Source organism: Streptomyces sp. S465 (assembly GCF_026898115.1).
Lineage (GTDB): Bacteria > Actinomycetota > Actinomycetes > Streptomycetales > Streptomycetaceae > Streptomyces > Streptomyces luomodiensis.
This window is the reverse complement of sequence record NZ_CP114036.1, coordinates 6,047,388-6,066,152: the sequence shown is the minus strand read 5'-3', so window position 1 is coordinate 6,066,152 and position 18,765 is coordinate 6,047,388. Positions and strand designations below refer to the sequence as shown.

Genomic DNA, 18,765 nt, shown 5'->3' with positions numbered 1-18,765 from the left:
AGTTCTTTTGCATTTCCGGTCATTTCCCGGACGGGGCAATCATCGCGGCGACGCGGAGTCCGCACAGTGCGGGACTCCGGACACTGCCCCGAAGGAGATATGACGTATGGCTACTGGCACCGTGAAGTGGTTCAACGCGGAAAAGGGTTTCGGCTTCATCGAGCAGGATGGTGGCGGCGCTGACGTGTTCGCCCACTACTCGAACATCGCCACCCAAGGTTTCCGCGAGCTCCTGGAAGGCCAGAAGGTGAGCTTCGACATCGCCCAGGGCAAGAAGGGTCCGACGGCCGAGAACATCGTTCCCGCCTGATCCTGACGCGCGTAGGCTGGGGCCCGCACTTTGGGTGCGGGCCCCGACCCGTTGCAGCGCATGGCGCGGTCCCCCCATCACGCCACACTCGACGCGTCGGCCTCCCCTACCCGGATCGCGTCACCTTTTCAGCGCCTCAACCCGTGAGTATTCCGCTCCGGCCGAATCCGCTGTCGCATTTTGTGGCCCGTTCTTGCGATTCTCTGCGCTGCTCAGCGCCGCTGGAATTCCTTGATGCGTGCCGCGTCGAGGAAGGTTCCGCATGAACCGCACACGTACGAACGACCGATTCACCCGTGGCCATGCCCGTACCGGCAGTTCGGGTTCCCGAAAGGGCGGCAGCCGCTTGGAGACCACAGTTTCCCAACGCTCCGGCACTCCGAGCCGTTCACGCGGTCACGGGAACCGCCCCGCCGCACCGCAGGGGGAGTTCGCCGCGCCAGTGACGATCAGCCCCGCACTCCCGGCCGTCGAGGCGTTCGCCGATCTCGAGATGCCCCCGCAGTTGCTGACCGCGCTCATCGCCGAAGGCGTGACCGCACCGTTTCCGATCCAGGCGGCGACCCTGCCGAACTCCCTCGCGGGTCGTGACGTACTCGGCCGCGGGCGCACCGGTTCCGGCAAGACCCTCGCCTTCGGCCTGGCGCTGCTGGCCCGTACGGCCGGCCGGCGAGCCGAGCCCCGGCAGCCGCTGGCGCTGGTGCTGGTGCCCACCCGGGAGCTGGCACAGCAGGTCGCCGATGCGCTCACTCCGTACGCCCGCTCCGTGCGGCTGCGGCTGGCCACGGTGGTCGGTGGGATGTCGATCGGCAAGCAGGCCGGTGCGCTGCGTGGCGGGGCGGAGGTCGTCGTCGCGACGCCGGGCCGGCTGAAGGACCTCGTCAAGCGGGGCGACTGCCGCCTGGACCAGGTCGGCATCACCGTCCTGGACGAAGCTGACCAGATGACCGACATGGGCTTCATGCCGCAGGTCACAGCACTGCTGGAGCAGGTACGCCCGGAGGGGCAGCGGATGCTGTTCTCAGCCACCTTGGACCGCAACGTCGACCTTCTGGTCCGCCGGTACCTGATCGACCCGGTGGTCCACTCCATTGACCCGTCCGCGGCCGCGGTCACCACGATGGAGCACCACGTACTGCATGTGCACGGCGCGGACAAGCATCAGGTGACCACGGAGATCGCGGCGCGCGAGGGCCGAGTGATCATGTTCCTGGACACCAAGCGTGCCGTCGACCAGCTCACCAGGCACCTGCTGGAGAGCGGGGTACGGGCCGCCGCACTGCACGGTGGAAAGTCGCAGCCGCAGCGTACCCGGACCCTGGCCCAGTTCAAGACGGGGCATGTGACGGTCCTGGTGGCGACCAATGTCGCGGCACGCGGTATCCATGTCGACAACCTCGACCTGGTGGTCAACGTGGACCCGCCCAGTGACCACAAGGACTACCTTCACCGGGGAGGCCGCACGGCCCGCGCCGGCGAGTCCGGTCTCGTCGTCACCCTGGTGACGCCCGGCCAGCGCCGCGGCACGACCCGTCTCATGTCGGACGCCGGAATCCGCCCTCGGACCACCCAGGTCCGCTCGGGCGAAGCGGAACTGAACCGCATCACCGGTGCGCGGACTCCGTCGGGCATCCCGGTCGTCCTCACGGCACCGGTGGTCAAGCGCTCCGAGCGCGGCGCCCCCGCGTCTCGCGGTCGGCGCAGCCGTACCGCTGAGGACCGTCCGACCGGCCGTGCGGCGCGCCGCACGGCTCAGCGGCAGTCCGCCCCCGACGCGGCAGCCTAGAACGTTCGCGATCGGGCTCCTGCCCATTCCCGGTACCGGCGGCTCGAAGCCCTGCCCGGCCTCGACGAGCAGGGCCGGGCCGTGGGGTTCGAGCCCTCTCACGCTGACCCGCATCCCCGGTCAGACCCTCTCCCTCCTACCTATGAGGCACCCATGCGCTGCATCATCGCCCGTTTCCCGTTCGACCTGACCAAAAGTGGAGTGCTGGCGTCGATGAAGGGCGTCACACCCGAACTCGTCACGGGTGAGTCCGTGATCATCGGCCGCCGCCAGTACCCCGTGAAGCAGGTGGGCGAGGTCATCACCGGGCAGGACCGTCGTGACTTCACCGCCGGCGAAGTCACCAGGGCCATGACCCGCCTCGGCTTCGTGTGCCGCCCCCTCCCCGACACCTCCCCCACGCGCGGCCTCACTCCGCTGGAGGAAGCGTCGGCTCAGCTCGGCACCCCCGCACCCAGGTAACCGGCGGGACGGCGGAAGCCGGGACCAGGACGGCATTGAGGGCTCGACCGGCACGCTCCGGTCGAGCCCTCAACGGGTTCAGCGTCCGGTCGGCACCGCAGCGCCTCCCGGGCCGACCGGGGGTTCGTGACTCATGCGTCGGAGTAGCTGAAGTCGCCAACGGTCCAGCCGCTGACGTCCTTGATCGCAACACGGTACATCCCGCCCGTCTCGGGGATGCCCATGCTGCCTTGCAGGATCCGGGCGACGTGGAAGTGCAGATGCGTGGGCGGCTCGCCGCGGGCAGGCCGGTCCTGATCCTGCGGCTCATCGTGGGTGAAGACGCCGGAGAAGGGGCCGAGGCGGTCCGAGTCCCTCAGGATCTCGGACACACGCTGCCTCCACACGGCTTCGGGAGCCAACCGTCCGGTGATGACAGCTCCGCCGGTGACCACGGTCAGGGACATCTGATTGCTCTGCTCGGATTCCACCATGGCGGCCACGTCAACGAGCAGTTCGTCAGCGTTCGACATAAGAGCCGATTTTATTCGCCTGCCCGGCCGACTGGACCCCACTGAACGCAGCGGTGAACGTGCCACCGTCTCTGGCCGAGGTGCCGCAGGGGTTGCCCAGGGTCCCCACAGGTCAAAATCTATGCTCGCCAGAGTAGACTTTCGTCAGTTACCTGGCTATGATTTCTTCCGTAGACAGAGTCAGGCGAGACCCGGCAGACACGAACTGGCGGGTAGAACAACATGAAGTTCGCAGGTCGGTGCGGCTGCGCAGTCGCGAAGCCAGGTCGTTCCAAGGAAGGCGACGGGACGGCAGTCGCACCGGGCACGCACCCAGCAGTGGATGACTCAGCGAAGAACGGAGGAAGCGGACGCCATCAGGATCCCCGGGCACGGAGAACCGGTCCGGGTACCGCAAGACCTTGGAACGGAAGGTGGTCCCCGGTCACGCATCCACGATCCCCGCGGTCCCGCCCTTCCCGGGCGGCGTAGCGGAAAACAGAAGGTCGGCACAGCAGTAGGGCCGACAGATGGTGTTGAATTTCCTTCGGGGCCCTGGTGCATACGGCACCAGGGCCCCTCGACGCGTTGCTCAACGAGGTGAGAATGACGGCAGACAATCCGCTCAGTGGTCGTCTGGACGACGACGACTACCCCGCCTACACCATGGGACGTGCAGCAGAGATGCTCGGCACCACGCCCGGCTTTCTCCGCGCCATCGGTGAGGCCCGTCTCATCACCCCGCTCCGCTCGGAGGGCGGGCACCGCCGGTACTCCCGCTACCAGCTGCGGATCGCCGCCCGCGCCCGCGAACTCGTCGACCAGGGCATGCCGATCGAGGCCGCCTGCCGCATCGTCATCCTCGAGGACCAGCTCGAAGAAGCTCAGCGCATCAACGCGGAGTTCCGCCGCGCCGCAGCCGAACAGCACGACGACTCCCAGTGAGCCCGTCCGGGTACAGCCGGCCGCCCGGAGCACGGAAGCGGAGTCCGACAGCGCTGGTCCGTCTCGGCGAAACGGCTCGTTGTCGCCTCTGAGCTCAGCACCCGACGAGCAGGTGCGAGCAACCGGCCAGTTGATTGAAGGGCTGCCGCTCACCGTCTTCGGCGATCGGGTACGCCCCGTGTCCGAGTCATTCGATCGCATCGCCCGGCCGGCCCGCGCGCTACGCGGTCTGGGCGTGCGGCCAGGGGACCGCGGCGGGATGCCGGCGCTGAACGCCGACCGCTACCACGCGAGATCATGCCGCGCTACGTCGTTTGACGCAGCTGCTGAAGGACGAGGCTGGTACGGCGTCGTGGGCACGCCGTTTCGAAAAACCCCAGCGCCCAAGGGCTCACCCTCGCGGGTGAGCCCTTTTTCAGGCTTTCGGCTCCTGGAATGGAGAGCGGTTCACGGGCTCAATCAGACATTGAAGCGGAACTCCACCACGTCGCCGTCCCGCATCACGTAGTCCTTGCCCTCCATACGGGCCTTGCCCGCCGCGCGGGCCTCGGCGACCGAGCCGGTCTCCACCAGGTCCTCGAAGGAGATGACCTCGGCCTTGATGAAGCCCTTCTGGAAGTCGGTGTGGATCACACCGGCCGCCTCCGGGGCCGTGGCGCCCTTCTTGATGGTCCAGGCGCGGGATTCCTTGGGGCCGGCCGTGAGGTAGGTCTGGAGGCCCAGGGTGTCGAAGCCGACGTGGGCGAGGGTGGCGAGGCCGGGTTCGTCCTGGCCGACGGACTGGAGGAGTTCGAGGGCCTCCTCGTCGTCCAGCTCGGCGAGGTCGGCCTCGAGCTTGGCGTTGAGGAAGATCGCCTCGGCGGGGGCGACGAGGGCGCGCTGCTCGGCCTTGAAGGACTCGTCGGTCAGCTCCTCCTCGTCGACGTTGAAGACGTAGAGGAAGGGCTTGGTGGTGAGCAGGTGCAGCTCGTGCAGGAGTGCGGCGCGCTCGCTGCCCTGGACGATGCCGGCGGAGAAGAGGGTGCGGCCCTCCTCGAGGATGGCCTTGGCCTCCTCGACGGCCTTGACCTGGGGCTGCTTGTCCTTCTTGATCCGGGACTCCTTGACCAGGCGCGGCAGCACCTTCTCGATGGTCTGGAGGTCGGCGAGGATCAGCTCGGTGTTGATCGTCTCGATGTCGCTCTTCGGCGAGATCCTGCCGTCGACGTGGACGACGTTCTCGTCCTTGAAGGCGCGGATGACCTGGCAGATCGCATCGGACTCGCGGATGTTCGCCAGGAACTTGTTGCCCAGGCCCTCGCCCTCCGAGGCGCCCTTGACGATGCCCGCGATGTCGACGAAGTCGACGGTGGCGGGCAGCTTGCGGGCCGAGCCGAAGAGCTCGGCGAGCTTGTCCAGGCGGGGGTCCGGGACGCCGACCACGCCGACGTTGGGCTCGATGGTGGCGAACGGGTAGTTGGCCGCCAGCACGTCGTTCTTGGTCAGGGCGTTGAACAGGGTCGACTTGCCGACATTCGGCAGACCGACGATTCCGATCGTGAGCGACACGTTGGCGACTTCCCGTAGCGAGAATGTGAGGACGGATGACGAGCCCCGGTGGGGCCGGTCCACCAGTCTACGGGGCCGTCCCCGATCACCCGGCCGGGCCGACAATCCGTCGAACACACTGCCAAGGTCCTGCGAAGGGCGTGTCCAAGACCGGATTCCTGTGCTCCGGCCACCTACGTTGGTCAGGTGGAGCATTACAGGACGCGTACGCCCCGCCGGGCAGCGGCCCCGTCGCCCCGCCCGGCCGCGGACGATACGTATACGGGCCGGGGCAGGAGGACGGAGCGGGGCCGTGGGCGCCCCGGCGGCGCGCCGAGGGCCCCGCGGCAGGCGGCGGCACGGCGGCCGGGGCCGCCCGGCCGCCGCGCCGCCGTGCCGGCCGCCGCGCTGCGCCGGGCCCGAGGGCTGTCCCTGCCGAGCCCCCGGCTGACCGGGCTGGGCGCGGGGCTGCTGACCACGCTCGCGATGTTCGTCCTCGGCTGCCTCGACGCGCTGCTGTGCTCCGGCTCCCCCACCGTCTACAGCGTGCTCTTCCTGCCGGTGTGCGTGGCCTGCGGGCTGTGGGTGCGCCCCGCCGATCTGCTGGCGGGGCCGGTGACGGTGCCGCTGGCCTACACGGTCGGACTGCTGCCGATCAACGAGGGTTCGGCGGGATTCGGCGGACAGGCGGTGGGGGTGTTCACCGCGCTGTCCTTGCAGGCCGGCTGGCTCTACACGGGGACGCTGCTGACCGCCGTGATCGTGCTCGTACGGCGGGTGGTGCTGATCACCCGGCGTCGCCGGCAGCAGCGGCCGCGGCCATCGCGGCACCCACGATCCCCGCGTTGTTCTGTAGCCGCGCCGGGACGATCTCGGCCCTGACTCCCTCGATCAGCGGCAGGAACTTGTGCGCCTTACGGCTCACCCCGCCGCCCAGCACGAAGAGCTCCGGCGAGAAGAGCATCTCCAGGTGCTGGAGATACTTGCGCACCCGGCGCGCCCAGTGCGACCAGCTGAGGTCCTCGTCCTCCTTGACCTTGGTCGAGGCCCGCTTCTCCGCCTCGTGGCCGTCCAGCTCCAGATGGCCCAGCTCGGTGTTGGGGACCAGCTGCCCGTCGGTGAAGACCGCGCTGCCGATGCCGGTGCCCAGGGTGAGCACGATCACGGTGCCCTTGACCCCGCGGGCCGCGCCGAAAGCCACCTCCGCGACCCCGGCCGCGTCCGCGTCGTTCAGCACCGTGACGGGACAGCCCAGTCGCTCGCCGAGCCGCGACGCCAGGTCGGTGCCGACCCAGCCCTTGTCGACATTGGCGGCGGTAAGGGTGACACCGCCTCGCACCACACCCGGGAAGGTCACCCCGACCGGCAGCCCGGACCAGTCGAAATGCCGGACGACCTCCACCACTCCGTCCAGGACCGCGTCGGGCGTGGCCGGATGCGGGGTGAGCACCTTATGGCGCTCCTCCGCGAGCTCGCCCCGGCCCAGGTCCACCGGGGCGCCCTTGATGCCCGAACCGCCGATGTCGATGCCGAACACCTTCGCCGCGAACGCCCCGGTGCCCCCCTGTCCGTCCGTCACCGCCGCGGCCCCTCCGGCCGGCCCGCGCCCGCCGCGTCCGCCGCGCCCGTCGCGACCGCCGCGGCGGCCTCGGCCCGCAGGTCCCGGCGCAGCTCCTTGGGCAGCGAGAAGGTCAGGGACTCCTGCATGGGCTGGACGACCTCGACATCGCCGAAGCCGCGCTCGGCCAGCCACTCCAGGACGCCCTCGACGAGCACGTCCGGCACCGAGGCCCCGGAGGTCACGCCGACCGTGCTGACGCCCTCCAGCCATGCCTCGTCGATCTCGCTCGCGTAGTCGACCAGATGGCCGGCCTTGGCGCCCGCGCCGAGGGCGACCTCCACCAGCCGCACCGAGTTGGAGGAGTTCTTGGAGCCGACGACGATGACCAGGTCGGACTCGGCCGCCACCTGCTTGATCGCGGTCTGGCGGTTCTGGGTCGCGTAGCAGATGTCGTCGCTGGGCGGGCTGATGAGCTTCGGGAAGCGCTCCTTGAGCGCGTCCACGGTCTCCATGGTCTCGTCGACCGAGAGGGTGGTCTGGGAGAGCCAGACGACCTTGGACTCGTCGCGCACCTCGACGTTCTTCACATCGTCGGGGCCGTCGACCAGGGTGATGTGGTCCGGCGCCTCACCGCTGGTGCCGATGACCTCCTCATGGCCCTCATGACCGATCAGGAGGATGTCGTAGTCCTCCTTGGCGAACCGGACTGCTTCCTTGTGGACCTTGGTGACCAGCGGGCAGGTGGCGTCGATCGTGGCCAGCTTCCGCTGGGCGGCCTCCTCATGGACGACCGGCGCGACACCGTGCGCCGAGAAGATCACGATCGAGCCCTCGGGCACCTCCTCCGTCTCGTCGACGAAGATGGCGCCCTTCTTCTCCAGCGTCTGGACGACGTACTTGTTGTGGACGATCTCCTTGCGCACGTAGATCGGCGCGCCGTACTGCTCCAGGGCCTTCTCGACAGCGATCACGGCACGGTCGACACCGGCACAGTAGCCACGGGGGGCCGCGAGCAGGACCCGGCGGGCGGAGGTTGCAGTCATGTCCCCCATGGTAGGGGCGATGACCCGGGGGTCTGTCGGTAACGGCCGATACCCTCGCGGTCATGGCTGTCAACACGTCCGCGGAAGCGCCGATCCCGGTCGGCGAGGTCTCCCGGCTGATCGGGGGCTGGATCGACCGGCTCGGCGCGGTGTGGGTCGAGGGGCAGATCACCCAGCTGTCCCGGCGCCCCGGCGCCGGTGTGGTGTTCCTGACCCTGCGCGACCCGAGTTACGACATCTCGCTGACCGTCACCTGCTTCCGCGCCGTCTTCGACCGAATCGCGGACACGGTCGCCGAGGGCGCGCGGGTCGTGGTGCACGCCAAGCCGGAGTGGTACGCACCGCGCGGCCAGCTGTCCCTGCGGGCCGCCGAGATCCGCCCGGTGGGGGTGGGCGAGCTGCTCGCGCGGCTCGAGCGGCTGAAGAAGGCGCTGGCGGCGGAGGGGCTCTTCGCGGCCGACCGCAAGAAGCCGCTGCCCTTTCTGCCGCAGCTGATAGGGCTGGTCTGCGGGCGCGCCTCGGCCGCCGAGCGCGATGTGCTGGAGAACGCGCGGCTGCGCTGGCCCGCCGTCCGCTTCGAGGTGCGCAATGTGGCGGTGCAGGGGGTGCACGCGGTGCCGCAGGTGATCGAGGCGGTCAAGGAGCTCGACGCGCTGCCGGACGTGGATGTGATCGTGGTGGCGCGCGGCGGCGGCAGTGTGGAGGACCTGCTGCCGTTCTCCGATGAGCAGCTGGTGCGGGCGGTGGCGGCGTGCCGTACGCCGGTGGTCTCCGCGATCGGCCACGAACCGGACTCGCCGCTGCTCGACCTGGTCGCCGATCTGCGCGCCTCCACGCCCACCGACGCGGCGAAGAAGATCGTGCCGGATGTGGGCGAGGAACTGCTGCGCATCCAGCAGCTACGGGAGCGCGCGCTGCGCACGGTGCACGGGCTGCTGGACCGGGAGGAGCGGGGGCTGGCCGCCGCGCTGGGCCGGCCGTGTATGCGGCAGCCGCACCGCATGGTGGACGAGCGCGAGGAGCAGATCACGTCCGCGCTGGAGCGCGCCCGCCGCTGCCTGGGACACCTGCTGGACCGGGCCGACTCCGAGCTGGCCCACACCCAGGCCCGGGTGGTGGCCCTCTCCCCCGCCGCGACGCTGCGGCGGGGCTATGCGGTGCTCCAGCACCCCGACGGCTCGGTGGTGCGGGCGGCCGACGAGGTCACGGAGGGCGAGGAGCTGCGGGCGCGCGTCGCCGAGGGCGAGTTCCGGGTGCGGGCGGCTGTCGGACCGGCCGAAGCTGTCGGACCCGCTGAATAGGGTGAGCGATATGTCGAAGACGCAGGGGCAGACGGACGAGCAGGCCGAGCAGGTCGAGGGGGCCGACCGGGCGGACCGGGCCGACCGGGCGGAGACGACGCTCGGCTATGAGCAGGCGCGCGACGAGCTGGTGGAGGTGGTGCGCCGGCTGGAGGCGGGCGGCACCAGCCTGGAGGATTCGCTCGCCCTGTGGGAGCGGGGCGAGGAGCTGGCAAAGGTCTGCCGCCACTGGCTGGAGGGCGCACGGGCGCGGCTGGACGCGGCATTGGCCGAAGGGGCGGCCGAGACCCCGGACGGCCCCGGAACCACCGCCGAGGGCTGACCGCCGGTGCCGGAGCCCGGTCCGCGGGCGCGGGGCGACCGAGCGGGGGGGGCGGAAGCCTGCGCTCGGACACAGGGCGCCGGACACGACCGAACGCAGGGTGACCAGGTACGGGAGCCTGTCACGGAACGCTCGGGAACCGGGGCGACCGGGCAGGGCTCGGGCACCTGACGCGGGGCGACCGAAAGCGACCGGCTCCGGGGCCACCGGAGACCGGGCGGTCAGGCGCGGGGCGTCCGGACACCGGGCACGCAACAACCGGGGCGACCAAACGCAGGGCGACCAGGCGCAGGACAGCCAGGCGGGCTCGGGCACCGGGTGCGGGGCGCTCGGGGGCGGCCGGGGGGCGGCCAGACACACGGGGACCGGCAGGGAGCCGGCTCCAAGGACGATCGCAGACCGGGCGGCCGGGCAGGCAGAGTGCGGAGCGACCGGGCACGGGGGCGATCAGACGCCGTGTGCGGGGTGGGCGCACGCTTGGGGGCGGTGTGATTCGGAGCACCTTGGTGGTGCTGCGACAGGATTTTAGTTGAACATTAATCTAAACGCCGTAGAGTGGTGCCCGTCAGCGATATCCCCGCTTGTGCAGAGGTTTCTTCCATGACTCTCGCTCTCGACCCCGCCGCCCAGGACCTGCTCTTCCGGGAGGCCCGCACCGCCAACACCTTCACCGACGAGCCGGTGACCGATGAGCAGGTGCAGGCGATCTACGACCTGATCAAGTACGGGCCGACCGCGTTCAACCAGTCGCCGCTGCGCATCGTGCTGGTCCGCTCCGCCGAGGCCCGTGAGCGCCTGGTCCCGCACATGGCCGAGGGCAACCGGCCCAAGACCGCCAGCGCCCCGCTGGTCGCGATCCTCGCCGCGGACAACGAGTTCCACGAGGAGCTGCCCGCCCTCTTCCCGCACTTCCCGCAGGCCAAGGACGTCTTCTTCGCCGAGCGCCCCGCCCGTGAGGAGGCCGCGGGGCTCAACGCCGCGCTCCAGGCCGGTTACTTCATCCTGGGTGTCCGTGCCGCCGGTCTCGCCGCCGGCCCGATGACCGGTTTCGACCCGGCCGGGGTCCAGAAGGAGTTCCTGGACGACGACCACACCCCGCTGATGGTCATCAACATCGGCAAGCCGGGCGAGGACGCCTGGTTCCCGCGCGGCCCCCGCCTGGACTACGACCAGGTCATCACCACGGTCTGACGGTCAGCGGTCCCCCGAGCGGATCCCCAGCGGACCCCGGCCCCGAAGGGGGCCCCGTGGCCGTCGCGCTCAGCCCTTCTTCTCGGTGAGCGCGGCGGCCATCTTCGTCAGCTGTCCGTACGACGCCGTCCCGGTGACCACCGTGGTCACGCCCGGCTCCTTGCGCACCAGCGCGTCGTACTTGTCGCCCTCGTAGCGGACCCACTCCTTGCCGTCGATCCGCTGCGTCCGCGTCGTCTCCCGCGCCTGCTGGGTGACGTCCTCCACGAACGGCACGGGCTTGCCGTCGCTCTGCTCGACCGCGACGTACTCCTTCTCCGGGTCGAGGAAGCCGAGGTGCCACACCGCGCCGTCCTCCGCGGCGGCGGGGCGGTAGGTCACCGAGGTCGCGCGCCAGCCCTCGGGCAGGCTCCCGGGGTCGGGGGCGGCCACCGGATAGGGGGCGGCGCGGCGGGCCGTGTCCAGCTCCACGCGGTAGTCCACCGTCTTCACCCCGGCGTCCTTGGCGCCCTCGTCATGCGGAATTCCGAAGAGGTAGATGGCCGCCGCGACGACGCCGATCGCCGCCAGCGACAGCACCATGTCCCGGACCGTCTCTTTGCCACGCATACCTGCCACGCCCCCTATCGTCCCTCATCCGGTCGCCGCACCTCGCAACAGGGCCGCGCTCATGCGTGGGGCTATCTGCTCACTCTCCTCATCAGCGGATAAAGTCATGAGCACCCTCATCTCTTCACCGGCCGTCGCCGTACAGAAAGGTGCGTTCCGATGACCGAGCATCATCTGCCGTCCCAGCTCGAGGTCAGCCCCGAGGCTCCCGATCGCAACCTCGCCCTGGAGCTCGTCCGGGTCACCGAGGCGGGCGCCATGGCCTCCGGCCGCTGGGTGGGCCGTGGCGACAAGAACGGCGCGGACGGCGCCGCGGTCAAGGCCATGCGCTCCCTCGTGCACACCGTCTCGATGAACGGCGTCGTCGTCATCGGGGAGGGGGAGAAGGACGAGGCCCCGATGCTCTTCAACGGTGAGCGCGTGGGCGACGGCACCGGCCCGGAGTGCGATGTGGCCGTGGACCCGGTGGACGGCACCACGCTCACCGCGAAGGGCATGGCCAACGCCGTCTCCGTGCTCGCGGTCGCCGAGCGGGGCACCATGTTCGACCCGTCGGCCGTCTTCTACATGGACAAGCTCGTCACCGGCCCCGAAGCCGCCGAGTTCGTCGACATCACCGCGCCCCCCGGTGTGAACATCCGCCGGATCGCCAAGGCCAAGAAGTCCAGCCCCGAGGACGTCACCGTGGTGGTCCTCGACCGCCCTCGCCACGAGGGCATCGTCAAGGAGATCCGGGAGGCGGGCGCCCGGATCAAGTTCATCTCCGACGGCGATGTGGCCGGCGCGATCATGGCCGCGCGCGAGAGCACCGGCGTGGACCTGCTGCTGGGCATCGGCGGTACGCCGGAGGGCATCATCGCGGCCTGCGCGATCAAGTGCCTCGGCGGCACCATCCAGGCCAAGCTGTGGCCCAAGGACGACGAGGAGCGGCAGCGCGCCCTCGACGCGGGCCATGACCTCGACAAGGTGCTCGAGACCGACGATCTGGTCAGCGGCGACAATGTGTTCTTCGTCGCCACCGGCATCACCGACGGGGATCTGCTGCGCGGGGTGCGGTACCGCGCGGAGACCGCCACCACCCAGTCACTGGTCATGCGGTCCAAGTCGGGCACCATCCGGCAGATCGACTCCACCCACCGGCTGGCCAAGCTGCGCGCCTACGCCTCGGTCGACTTCGAACGGCCGAGCTGAGCGCACAGGACGCCGAGCGCACAGAACACTGAACGCACGGAACGCCGAGCGCACGGAACGCCGAGCGCGACCGATGACGACAAGGGCCGGGTCCCGCCTCCCGGCGGCACCCGGCCCCAGTCCCGAAGAGTTCAGCCCGCGGCGGCGACCCGCACCGCGCGCTGCAGCTCCGCCTCCCGGCGCCGGCGGCGGGCCAGCACGACCCGGCGCTCGGCCGCGGTCAGCCCGCCCCATACGCCGTACGGCTCGGGCTGGAGCAGCGCGTGCTCCCGGCACTCGACCATGACCGGGCAGCGTGCACAGACGCGCTTGGCTGCCTCCTCCCGCGACAGCCTGGCAGCCGTGGGCTCCTTGGAGGGAGCGAAGAACAGTCCGGCCTCGTCCCGTCGGCACACCGCCTCCGAGTGCCAGGGTCCGGCCTGATCCCGCGCGGGGACGCGCTGCGGGGGCACGGCGGCTTCCAGCAGGGGCTGATGCGGTTGCAGCACGGTCTACTCCTGACGACGGCTCCGGTGGTCACCCTTGCCCGCCTCGAGGTGTACGGCCCCGTTCGCACCCCCATCAGCCGTACGAGAGACGATGCACCAAGCCTTACCCGCTGTGCGCGGGCTTATGCACACCGTTGTCCCGCTCGGAACTTGGCCCCGCACGGCCGTTCTTCAGCGCTTATGGCGCGATGTGTGCACGGCTCATGCGTGACTCGTCCGCGACTCACGCGCGCAGGTTCTTCAGCCGCTTCCCCCGCTTGGGCTTGGCCTCCACGCCGCCGAAGACCGCGAAACCGGTGACATGGATCACCGGTGCGTCGGGGTCCTGCGCCTCGTACGTCTTGACGTCGAAGCCGCCGAAGACGCCCGAGCCCGAACTGCGCAGCGAGACGTTCTCCGGGACCTTGATCTCCACCCCGCCGAAGACGGCCACCACATGGATGACGATCTCCTGCTGCTCGAACACCGCCTCGGTCAGGTCGATTTCCACACCGCCGAAGACCGCCAGGGCGTTCGTGCGGGGCCGGACCCGCCAGCGGCCCTTGCGCACCGACCCGCCGAAGATCGCCATCAGGTTCTCCGACTGGGGCAGGGTGCGCGGCCGCTCGGCCGGCGCCGAGGCGGCGCCACGGACGGGGGGTGCGGCGGGCAGATCGCGCACCAAGGGCTCCAGCTCGCCCAGGGTCTTGGCGCGGTAAACCGCGTCGATCCGCTCGGCGTGCTCCTCGGGCTGGAGCCGCCCTTCGGCGAGGGCCTCCCGCAGGATGTCCGCGATCCGGTCGCGGTCCGCGTCGGACGCGCGGAGCTCCGCCTCCGGGGTCACCGCGGGCGCGGGTGCGGGAACGGGGGCGGACTTGGCCAGGGGCACGCGCTGCTGCTCATCCACGGGCTCAGCGTACTGAGACGCGATAGATCGCGACTAGGGGACGAACCCTGGAGTGTCCCTGATCCTTCCCCTACCCGCCCCTGCCCTTGCCCCTGCCTCCGGCTCTACTGAGCCCTACCTCACAGGTCCCGTTCGTCTGCCCCGTTCTAGGCTTATGGACGCGCTGTCGACGAAGTCAGCCGAAGCCCCCGTCGAGTGAGGAATGGCCGCAATGCCTGAGTTTGCCTATTCGGATCTGCTGCCGCTAGGAGAGGACACCACGCCCTACCGCCTGGTGACCTCCGAGGGCGTGAGCACCTTCGAGGCCGATGGGCGCACCTTCCTGAAGGTCGAGCCGGAGGCGCTGCGCAGGCTCGCGGCCGAGGCGATGCACGACATCTCGCACTACCTGCGCCCCGCCCACCTGGCCCAGCTGCGCCGCATCCTCGACGACCCGGAGGCCAGCGCCAACGACCGCTTCGTCGCGCTGGACCTGCTGAAGAACGCCAACATCGCGGCGGCCGGGGTGCTCCCGATGTGCCAGGACACCGGCACCGCGATCGTCATGGGCAAGCGCGGGCAGAACGTGCTCACCGAGGGCGGCGACGAGGAGGCCCTCTCGCGCGGCGTCTACGACGCGTACACCAAGCTGAATCTGCGGTACTCCCAGATGGCCCCGCTGACCATGTGGGAGGAGAAGAACACCGGCTCCAACCTGCCCGCGCAGATCGAGCTGTACGCGACCGACGGCGGTGCGTACAAGTTCCTCTTCATGGCCAAGGGCGGCGGCTCGGCCAACAAGTCCTTCCTCTACCAGGAGACGAAGGCGGTGCTGAACGAGGCATCGATGATGAAGTTCCTGGAGGAGAAGATCCGCTCGCTGGGCACGGCCGCCTGCCCGCCGTACCACCTGGCGATCGTGGTCGGCGGCACCAGCGCCGAGTACGCGCTGAAGACCGCGAAGTACGCCTCCGCGCACTACCTGGACGAGCTGCCCACCGAAGGCTCCCCGACCGGCCACGGCTTCCGCGACAAGGAGCTGGAGGAGAAGGTCTTCGAGCTCACGCAGAAGATCGGGATCGGCGCGCAGTTCGGCGGCAAGTACTTCTGCCATGACGTCCGGGTCGTCCGGCTGCCGCGTCACGGCGCCTCCTGCCCGGTCGCGATCGCGGTCTCCTGCTCCGCCGACCGCCAGGCGCTCGCCAAGATCACGCCGGAGGGCGTCTTCCTGGAGCAGCTGGAGACCGACCCGGCGCGCTTCCTGCCGGAGACGACGGACGAGCAGCTGGACGAGACCGACGTGGTACGGATCGACCTCAACCGGCCCATGGACGAGATCCGCGCCGAGCTGACCAAGCACCCCGTCAAGACCCGGCTCTCGCTCACCGGTCCGCTGGTCGTGGCGCGCGACATCGCGCACGCGAAGATCAAGGAGCGGCTGGACGCGGGCGAGGAGATGCCGCAGTACCTGCGCGACCACGCGGTCTACTACGCGGGCCCGGCCAAGACCCCCGAGGGTTACGCCTCCGGCTCCTTCGGGCCGACGACGGCGGGCCGGATGGACGCGTACGTCGAGCAGTTCCAGGCGGCGGGCGGCTCGATGGTCATGCTGGCCAAGGGCAACCGCTCCCAGCAGGTGACGGCGGCGTGCAACGCCCACGGCGGCTTCTACCTGGGCTCGATCGGCGGCCCGGCCGCACGGCTGGCCCAGGACTGCATCAAGAAGGTCGAGGTCCTCGAGTACGAGGAGCTGGGCATGGAGGCGGTCTGGAAGATCGAGGTCGAGGACTTCCCGGCGTTCATCGTGGTGGACGACAAGGGGAACGACTTCTTCACGGACCCGGGTCCGGCCCAGCCGTTCGTGACCAGCATCCCGGTGCGGCCGGGGGCCTGAGACCGGGACTCAGCCCACGAAAAGTGCGGCGCCCCCCTTCGACGGACGGAGTCCGGCGCAGCCGCCCGAAGCTTGAGAGGCCCCCCGGGGCCGAGCAATGCGAGGACGGCCATCGAAGCAGGTGCCCCGGGTCCGGCCCAGCCGTTCGTGACCAGCATCCCGGTGCGGCCGGGGGCCTGAGCGGGTGTGCTTTGGGGCCGGGGCGGCGTCGCCGTCCCGGCCCCGGCGCGTTCCGTCAGCCCCTCAGCGCCGCCTCGAAGGCGCCGGGGCGCTGGGCGACACCGCTACAGCGGGTGTTCGGGACGGCGTTCTCGGCGCCCGGGGTGCCGGCCGTGGGGTCGGTAGGGGCCGCGGACGGGGACGTCTCCGGGGTGCACGGCTGGTCGCGTTCGGCGGACCACATCGACAGCCGTCCGATCCCGTTGTCCGCGGCGAACCGCGCCAGGCCGGACGCGTCCTCCAGGGTGAAGATCTCGCCGGTGACGTCGTTGACCCCGATCATCGGTGTCACGGCGAGCATCTTCCAGGCGGCGGCGTCGGACATGCCGAACACCTCGCGGAGCCGGGCCTGGGTGGCGGTGGCCGCCTGGATGGCGTAGTCGCCCATGTCACCGGTGTGGTCACCGCTGTAGTTCATCGCCATGATGTTGACGGACGAGAGGATGACCCCCTCCTGTTTGACGGCCTCCAGCTGGGCGACGCTCTGCGGGGTCAGCCCGTCGGGCATGGCGGGCAGGGTGTAGGAGATGTTCAGGCCCTCGTGGGTGCGCTGGATCAGCGCCAGCGCCTGGGCGCGGCGGGCGGTGGCCTCGGTGTTGACCAGCGCGTCGCCCTCCAGGTCGAAGTCGACCTTGGTCGCCTGGTAACGCTCGATCACCTCGGCGTAGGCGGAGGCGAGTTCCGGGACGTCGGTGCAGACGGTGGCGAGCTCCGTGCCCTCGGCGCCGCCGAAGGAGATCCGCACCTCGCCGCCGGTCCGGCGGACCTCCTCGATCCGTCGCTCCAGCGCCTGGTCGTCGAGCGGGGTGCCGCCGTCCCACACCGGGGCGCAGCCGTCACCGGCGACGACAAAGCCCAGCGTGAACTCCTTGACCCCGCGCGCCGCCGCGGCGGCCATGTCGTACCCCGCATTCCCCGCCCCCGCGTCCCCCTCGTCCCCCGCGTCCCCCGCGTCCGCCCAGGCGTTGACGTACGGCACGAAGTCGGCGGGCTGCCGCGGCGCGGGGGGCTGTGTCGCCGGTGGCCGGGAGGGCGCGGCGTGCGGCTCGGCCGACGGTTTGTGGTGTCCCGCCCATACGGCGATGGTGGCGCAGACCACCGCGCCGGCCACGGCGATTCCGCTCATGCGGGGGCTGGCCCTCATGGCTCTGGCTCCTCCTTGTGGTCCGGTACGAGGCGCCGGGGGCCTGCGCCTCCCGCGCCGTTCTCCCCGCCAAACCTCGCATATCCCATGAACCTACTGAACGATGACACACCGCATGTTTGACTTATATGTCGCATGTCGTATTTTCTGCATTAGCCTCTTCCGTATGGATCCTCAGTCAGATGTGGCCGAGCGCGCGCCTTCGCGTCCCCTCCGCGCTGACGTGGCCCGTAAGGGGCCCGTGTTCGTGGACCTCTCCGGGCGCCGTGGCCGACTGGTACGGCATGTGGGCGTAGTCGCGGGGGCCGCCTGCCTCGGCTATTCGGCGGTCCTGGGGTTGGGCTACGCGGGTGGTACGTCCCTCGCCCCGCCTACGCTGATCCCGGGGCGGCCCGTCGCCACCGAGGCGTTCGGCCGGGAGCCGAAGCACGCCCCGGAGGGGCGTTCGGGGCCCTCGGCGTCGGATGAGCGGCCCAGCGCGCACGAGTACGCCCCGACCCACCGTCAGCACCGGCGCCACCGATACGGCTCCGGGCGTCCGGAGTCCTCGGGCGCCCGGGAGCCCGACGCCCTGCACCCCGTCACCACCCGGCCGCGGCCCGCGCCCGCGCAGCCCGCCGAGCCCGAGCTCCACCGTGCGGCGCCGCGGCATTCCCCCGCGCGCGCCCACGCCGGTGGCCGGAAGTCCACCGCGGGACACCGGTCCGGCAAGCACCGCGAGCTCAGTCCCGCGCATCCGCGTCCGGCCGCCCGCAAGCCCGCCGGGTCACCGGCGAACGTCTCGCACACCCCGTCGAGGAAGCCCACCGCCGCCGCCAGGCCGTCGGCCGAGGAATCCGGTCACCCGCAGGGTCCCGGGCGCACCGCGGGGCCCGGCCACGCCAAGTCCCCTCAGCAGCCGCGGTCCCAGGGGGCGCAGGCGCGGAAGCCGCAGTCGCAGGGGCCGCAGTCCCACAGACCGCAGTCCCAGCGGCCGCGGACCCAGCGGCCGCAGACCCGCAGACCGCAGTCCCACCAGCCCGCGCAGGCCCAAACCCCCGAGATCCCGGGCCGTTCCAAGGGGCCCGCCGCGGGCGGCGCCGAGGCCGACCGGCCGGACGCCCCCGCCTCCGAGGGCGAGGAGTCGTGAGCGGCGGCAGACCGCCGAGGCTGCCGCGGCCACGCCGCCGGCTCCCCGCGCCCCGTCAGGCCGCCGCGCCCCGCACGGTGTTCCGGCTGACCGGCCCCGCCGGCCGCGCCGCGCGGCTCAGGAGCAGACTCACGCTCCCGGGCAGACTCAAGCTCCGGGGCAAGGTCAGGTTCCCGGGTAAGGTCAAACTCCTGGGCAAGGTCAAACTCCTGGGCAAGGTCAAACTCCTGGGCAAGGCCAGGCTCCCGGACCGACCCAAACTCACGGGCAAGCTCAAGCTCCTGGGC

At 70.7% G+C, this 18,765-nt stretch carries 19 protein-coding genes; 11 read left to right on the top strand and 8 right to left on the bottom strand.

The genetic code is table 11. The annotated features are described in order from the left end of the window. Positions 1 to 106: 106 nt before the first annotated feature. The 3 genes from N6H00_RS25695 (at position 107) to N6H00_RS25685 (ending at position 2,558) form a co-directional block, all read left to right on the top strand. Positions 107 to 310, top strand: a complete 204-nt coding sequence (locus N6H00_RS25695) for a cold-shock protein (protein ID WP_268974194.1) — start codon at positions 107 to 109, stop codon at positions 308 to 310. A 262-nt stretch (positions 311 to 572) separates the two neighbouring features. Continuing rightward, positions 573 to 2,096, top strand: a complete 1,524-nt coding sequence (locus N6H00_RS25690; protein WP_268974193.1) for a DEAD/DEAH box helicase — start codon at positions 573 to 575, stop codon at positions 2,094 to 2,096. A 153-nt stretch (positions 2,097 to 2,249) separates the two neighbouring features. Further along, positions 2,250 to 2,558: an SCO5918 family protein gene (locus tag N6H00_RS25685; protein WP_268974192.1), complete on the top strand. Its 309-nt coding sequence runs from the start codon at positions 2,250 to 2,252 to the stop codon at positions 2,556 to 2,558. A gap of 131 nt (positions 2,559 to 2,689) precedes the next feature. Here N6H00_RS25685 and N6H00_RS25680 read toward each other — a convergent pair whose 3' ends face one another. Then, complete coding sequence (locus N6H00_RS25680) at positions 2,690 to 3,070, bottom strand: hypothetical protein (RefSeq protein ID WP_268974191.1); 381 nt, start codon at positions 3,068 to 3,070, stop codon at positions 2,690 to 2,692. Positions 3,071 to 3,655: 585 nt separating this feature from the next. Between N6H00_RS25680 and N6H00_RS25675 the strand changes: the two genes are divergently transcribed. Beyond that, positions 3,656 to 3,994, top strand: coding sequence for a helix-turn-helix domain-containing protein (locus N6H00_RS25675; protein WP_268974190.1), 339 nt, complete (start codon positions 3,656 to 3,658; stop codon positions 3,992 to 3,994). A 459-nt stretch (positions 3,995 to 4,453) separates the two neighbouring features. On the opposite strand, the gene ychF is transcribed toward N6H00_RS25675, so the two are convergent. Beyond that, a complete protein-coding gene (ychF, locus tag N6H00_RS25670) occupies positions 4,454 to 5,542 on the bottom strand; it encodes a redox-regulated ATPase YchF (protein WP_268974189.1) in 1,089 nt (362 codons plus the stop codon). 186 nt (positions 5,543 to 5,728) lie between these two features. On the opposite strand from ychF, the gene N6H00_RS25665 reads away from it, so the two are divergent. Continuing rightward, the gene (locus tag N6H00_RS25665) at positions 5,729 to 6,403 is read left to right on the top strand and encodes a DUF6542 domain-containing protein (protein ID WP_268974188.1); all 675 of its coding nucleotides are present in this window, start codon (positions 5,729 to 5,731) and stop codon (positions 6,401 to 6,403) included. Here the strand turns inward: N6H00_RS25665 and ppgK are convergent. Next, complete coding sequence (gene ppgK / locus N6H00_RS25660; RefSeq protein WP_268974187.1) at positions 6,309 to 7,100, bottom strand: polyphosphate--glucose phosphotransferase; 792 nt, start codon at positions 7,098 to 7,100, stop codon at positions 6,309 to 6,311. The two genes, N6H00_RS25665 and ppgK, sit on opposite strands and share 95 nt — an antisense overlap. Next, positions 7,097 to 8,134, bottom strand: coding sequence for a 4-hydroxy-3-methylbut-2-enyl diphosphate reductase (locus N6H00_RS25655; RefSeq protein ID WP_268974186.1), 1,038 nt, complete (start codon positions 8,132 to 8,134; stop codon positions 7,097 to 7,099). Before N6H00_RS25655 ends, ppgK begins: the two co-directional genes overlap by 4 nt. A 53-nt stretch (positions 8,135 to 8,187) precedes the next feature. On the opposite strand from N6H00_RS25655, the gene xseA reads away from it, so the two are divergent. The 3 genes from xseA to N6H00_RS25640 all read left to right on the top strand — a co-directional run bounded on the left by xseA (position 8,188) and on the right by N6H00_RS25640 (position 10,939). Further along, positions 8,188 to 9,426, top strand: a complete 1,239-nt coding sequence (gene xseA, locus N6H00_RS25650; RefSeq protein ID WP_268974185.1) for an exodeoxyribonuclease VII large subunit — start codon at positions 8,188 to 8,190, stop codon at positions 9,424 to 9,426. Between the two features lie 10 nt (positions 9,427 to 9,436). Continuing rightward, positions 9,437 to 9,748, top strand: coding sequence for an exodeoxyribonuclease VII small subunit (locus N6H00_RS25645; RefSeq protein WP_268974184.1), 312 nt, complete (start codon positions 9,437 to 9,439; stop codon positions 9,746 to 9,748). Between the two features lie 600 nt (positions 9,749 to 10,348). Next, positions 10,349 to 10,939: a malonic semialdehyde reductase gene (locus N6H00_RS25640; protein ID WP_268974183.1), complete on the top strand. Its 591-nt coding sequence runs from the start codon at positions 10,349 to 10,351 to the stop codon at positions 10,937 to 10,939. Positions 10,940 to 11,008: 69 nt separating this feature from the next. Here N6H00_RS25640 and N6H00_RS25635 read toward each other — a convergent pair whose 3' ends face one another. Next, the gene (locus tag N6H00_RS25635) at positions 11,009 to 11,548 is read right to left on the bottom strand and encodes a DUF4245 domain-containing protein (RefSeq protein WP_268977109.1); all 540 of its coding nucleotides are present in this window, start codon (positions 11,546 to 11,548) and stop codon (positions 11,009 to 11,011) included. Positions 11,549 to 11,707: 159 nt separating this feature from the next. Between N6H00_RS25635 and glpX the strand changes: the two genes are divergently transcribed. Then, on the top strand, positions 11,708 to 12,739 hold the full coding sequence (glpX, locus tag N6H00_RS25630; RefSeq protein ID WP_268974182.1) for a class II fructose-bisphosphatase: 1,032 nt from the start codon (positions 11,708 to 11,710) through the stop codon (positions 12,737 to 12,739). 131 nt (positions 12,740 to 12,870) lie between these two features. On the opposite strand, the gene N6H00_RS25625 is transcribed toward glpX, so the two are convergent. Both N6H00_RS25625 and N6H00_RS25620 read right to left on the bottom strand, forming a co-directional pair. Continuing rightward, entirely contained in the window at positions 12,871 to 13,227 is a 357-nt protein-coding gene (locus N6H00_RS25625) for a WhiB family transcriptional regulator (protein WP_020868722.1), read from the bottom strand. Positions 13,228 to 13,450: 223 nt separating this feature from the next. Then, positions 13,451 to 14,113, bottom strand: coding sequence for a DUF1707 SHOCT-like domain-containing protein (locus N6H00_RS25620; protein WP_443073031.1), 663 nt, complete (start codon positions 14,111 to 14,113; stop codon positions 13,451 to 13,453). Positions 14,114 to 14,324: 211 nt separating this feature from the next. Here N6H00_RS25620 and N6H00_RS25615 point away from each other — a divergent pair, with 211 nt between their 5' ends. Continuing rightward, positions 14,325 to 15,986: a fumarate hydratase gene (locus tag N6H00_RS25615; protein ID WP_268974181.1), complete on the top strand. Its 1,662-nt coding sequence runs from the start codon at positions 14,325 to 14,327 to the stop codon at positions 15,984 to 15,986. 235 nt (positions 15,987 to 16,221) lie between these two features. Here the strand turns inward: N6H00_RS25615 and N6H00_RS25610 are convergent, their stop codons facing one another. Next, a complete protein-coding gene (locus N6H00_RS25610) occupies positions 16,222 to 17,349 on the bottom strand; it encodes a chitinase (protein ID WP_268974180.1) in 1,128 nt (375 codons plus the stop codon). Positions 17,350 to 17,515: 166 nt separating this feature from the next. On the opposite strand from N6H00_RS25610, the gene N6H00_RS25605 reads away from it, so the two are divergent. Further along, the gene (locus N6H00_RS25605) at positions 17,516 to 18,478 is read left to right on the top strand and encodes a hypothetical protein (RefSeq protein WP_268974179.1); all 963 of its coding nucleotides are present in this window, start codon (positions 17,516 to 17,518) and stop codon (positions 18,476 to 18,478) included. Positions 18,479 to 18,765 lie beyond the last annotated feature (287 nt).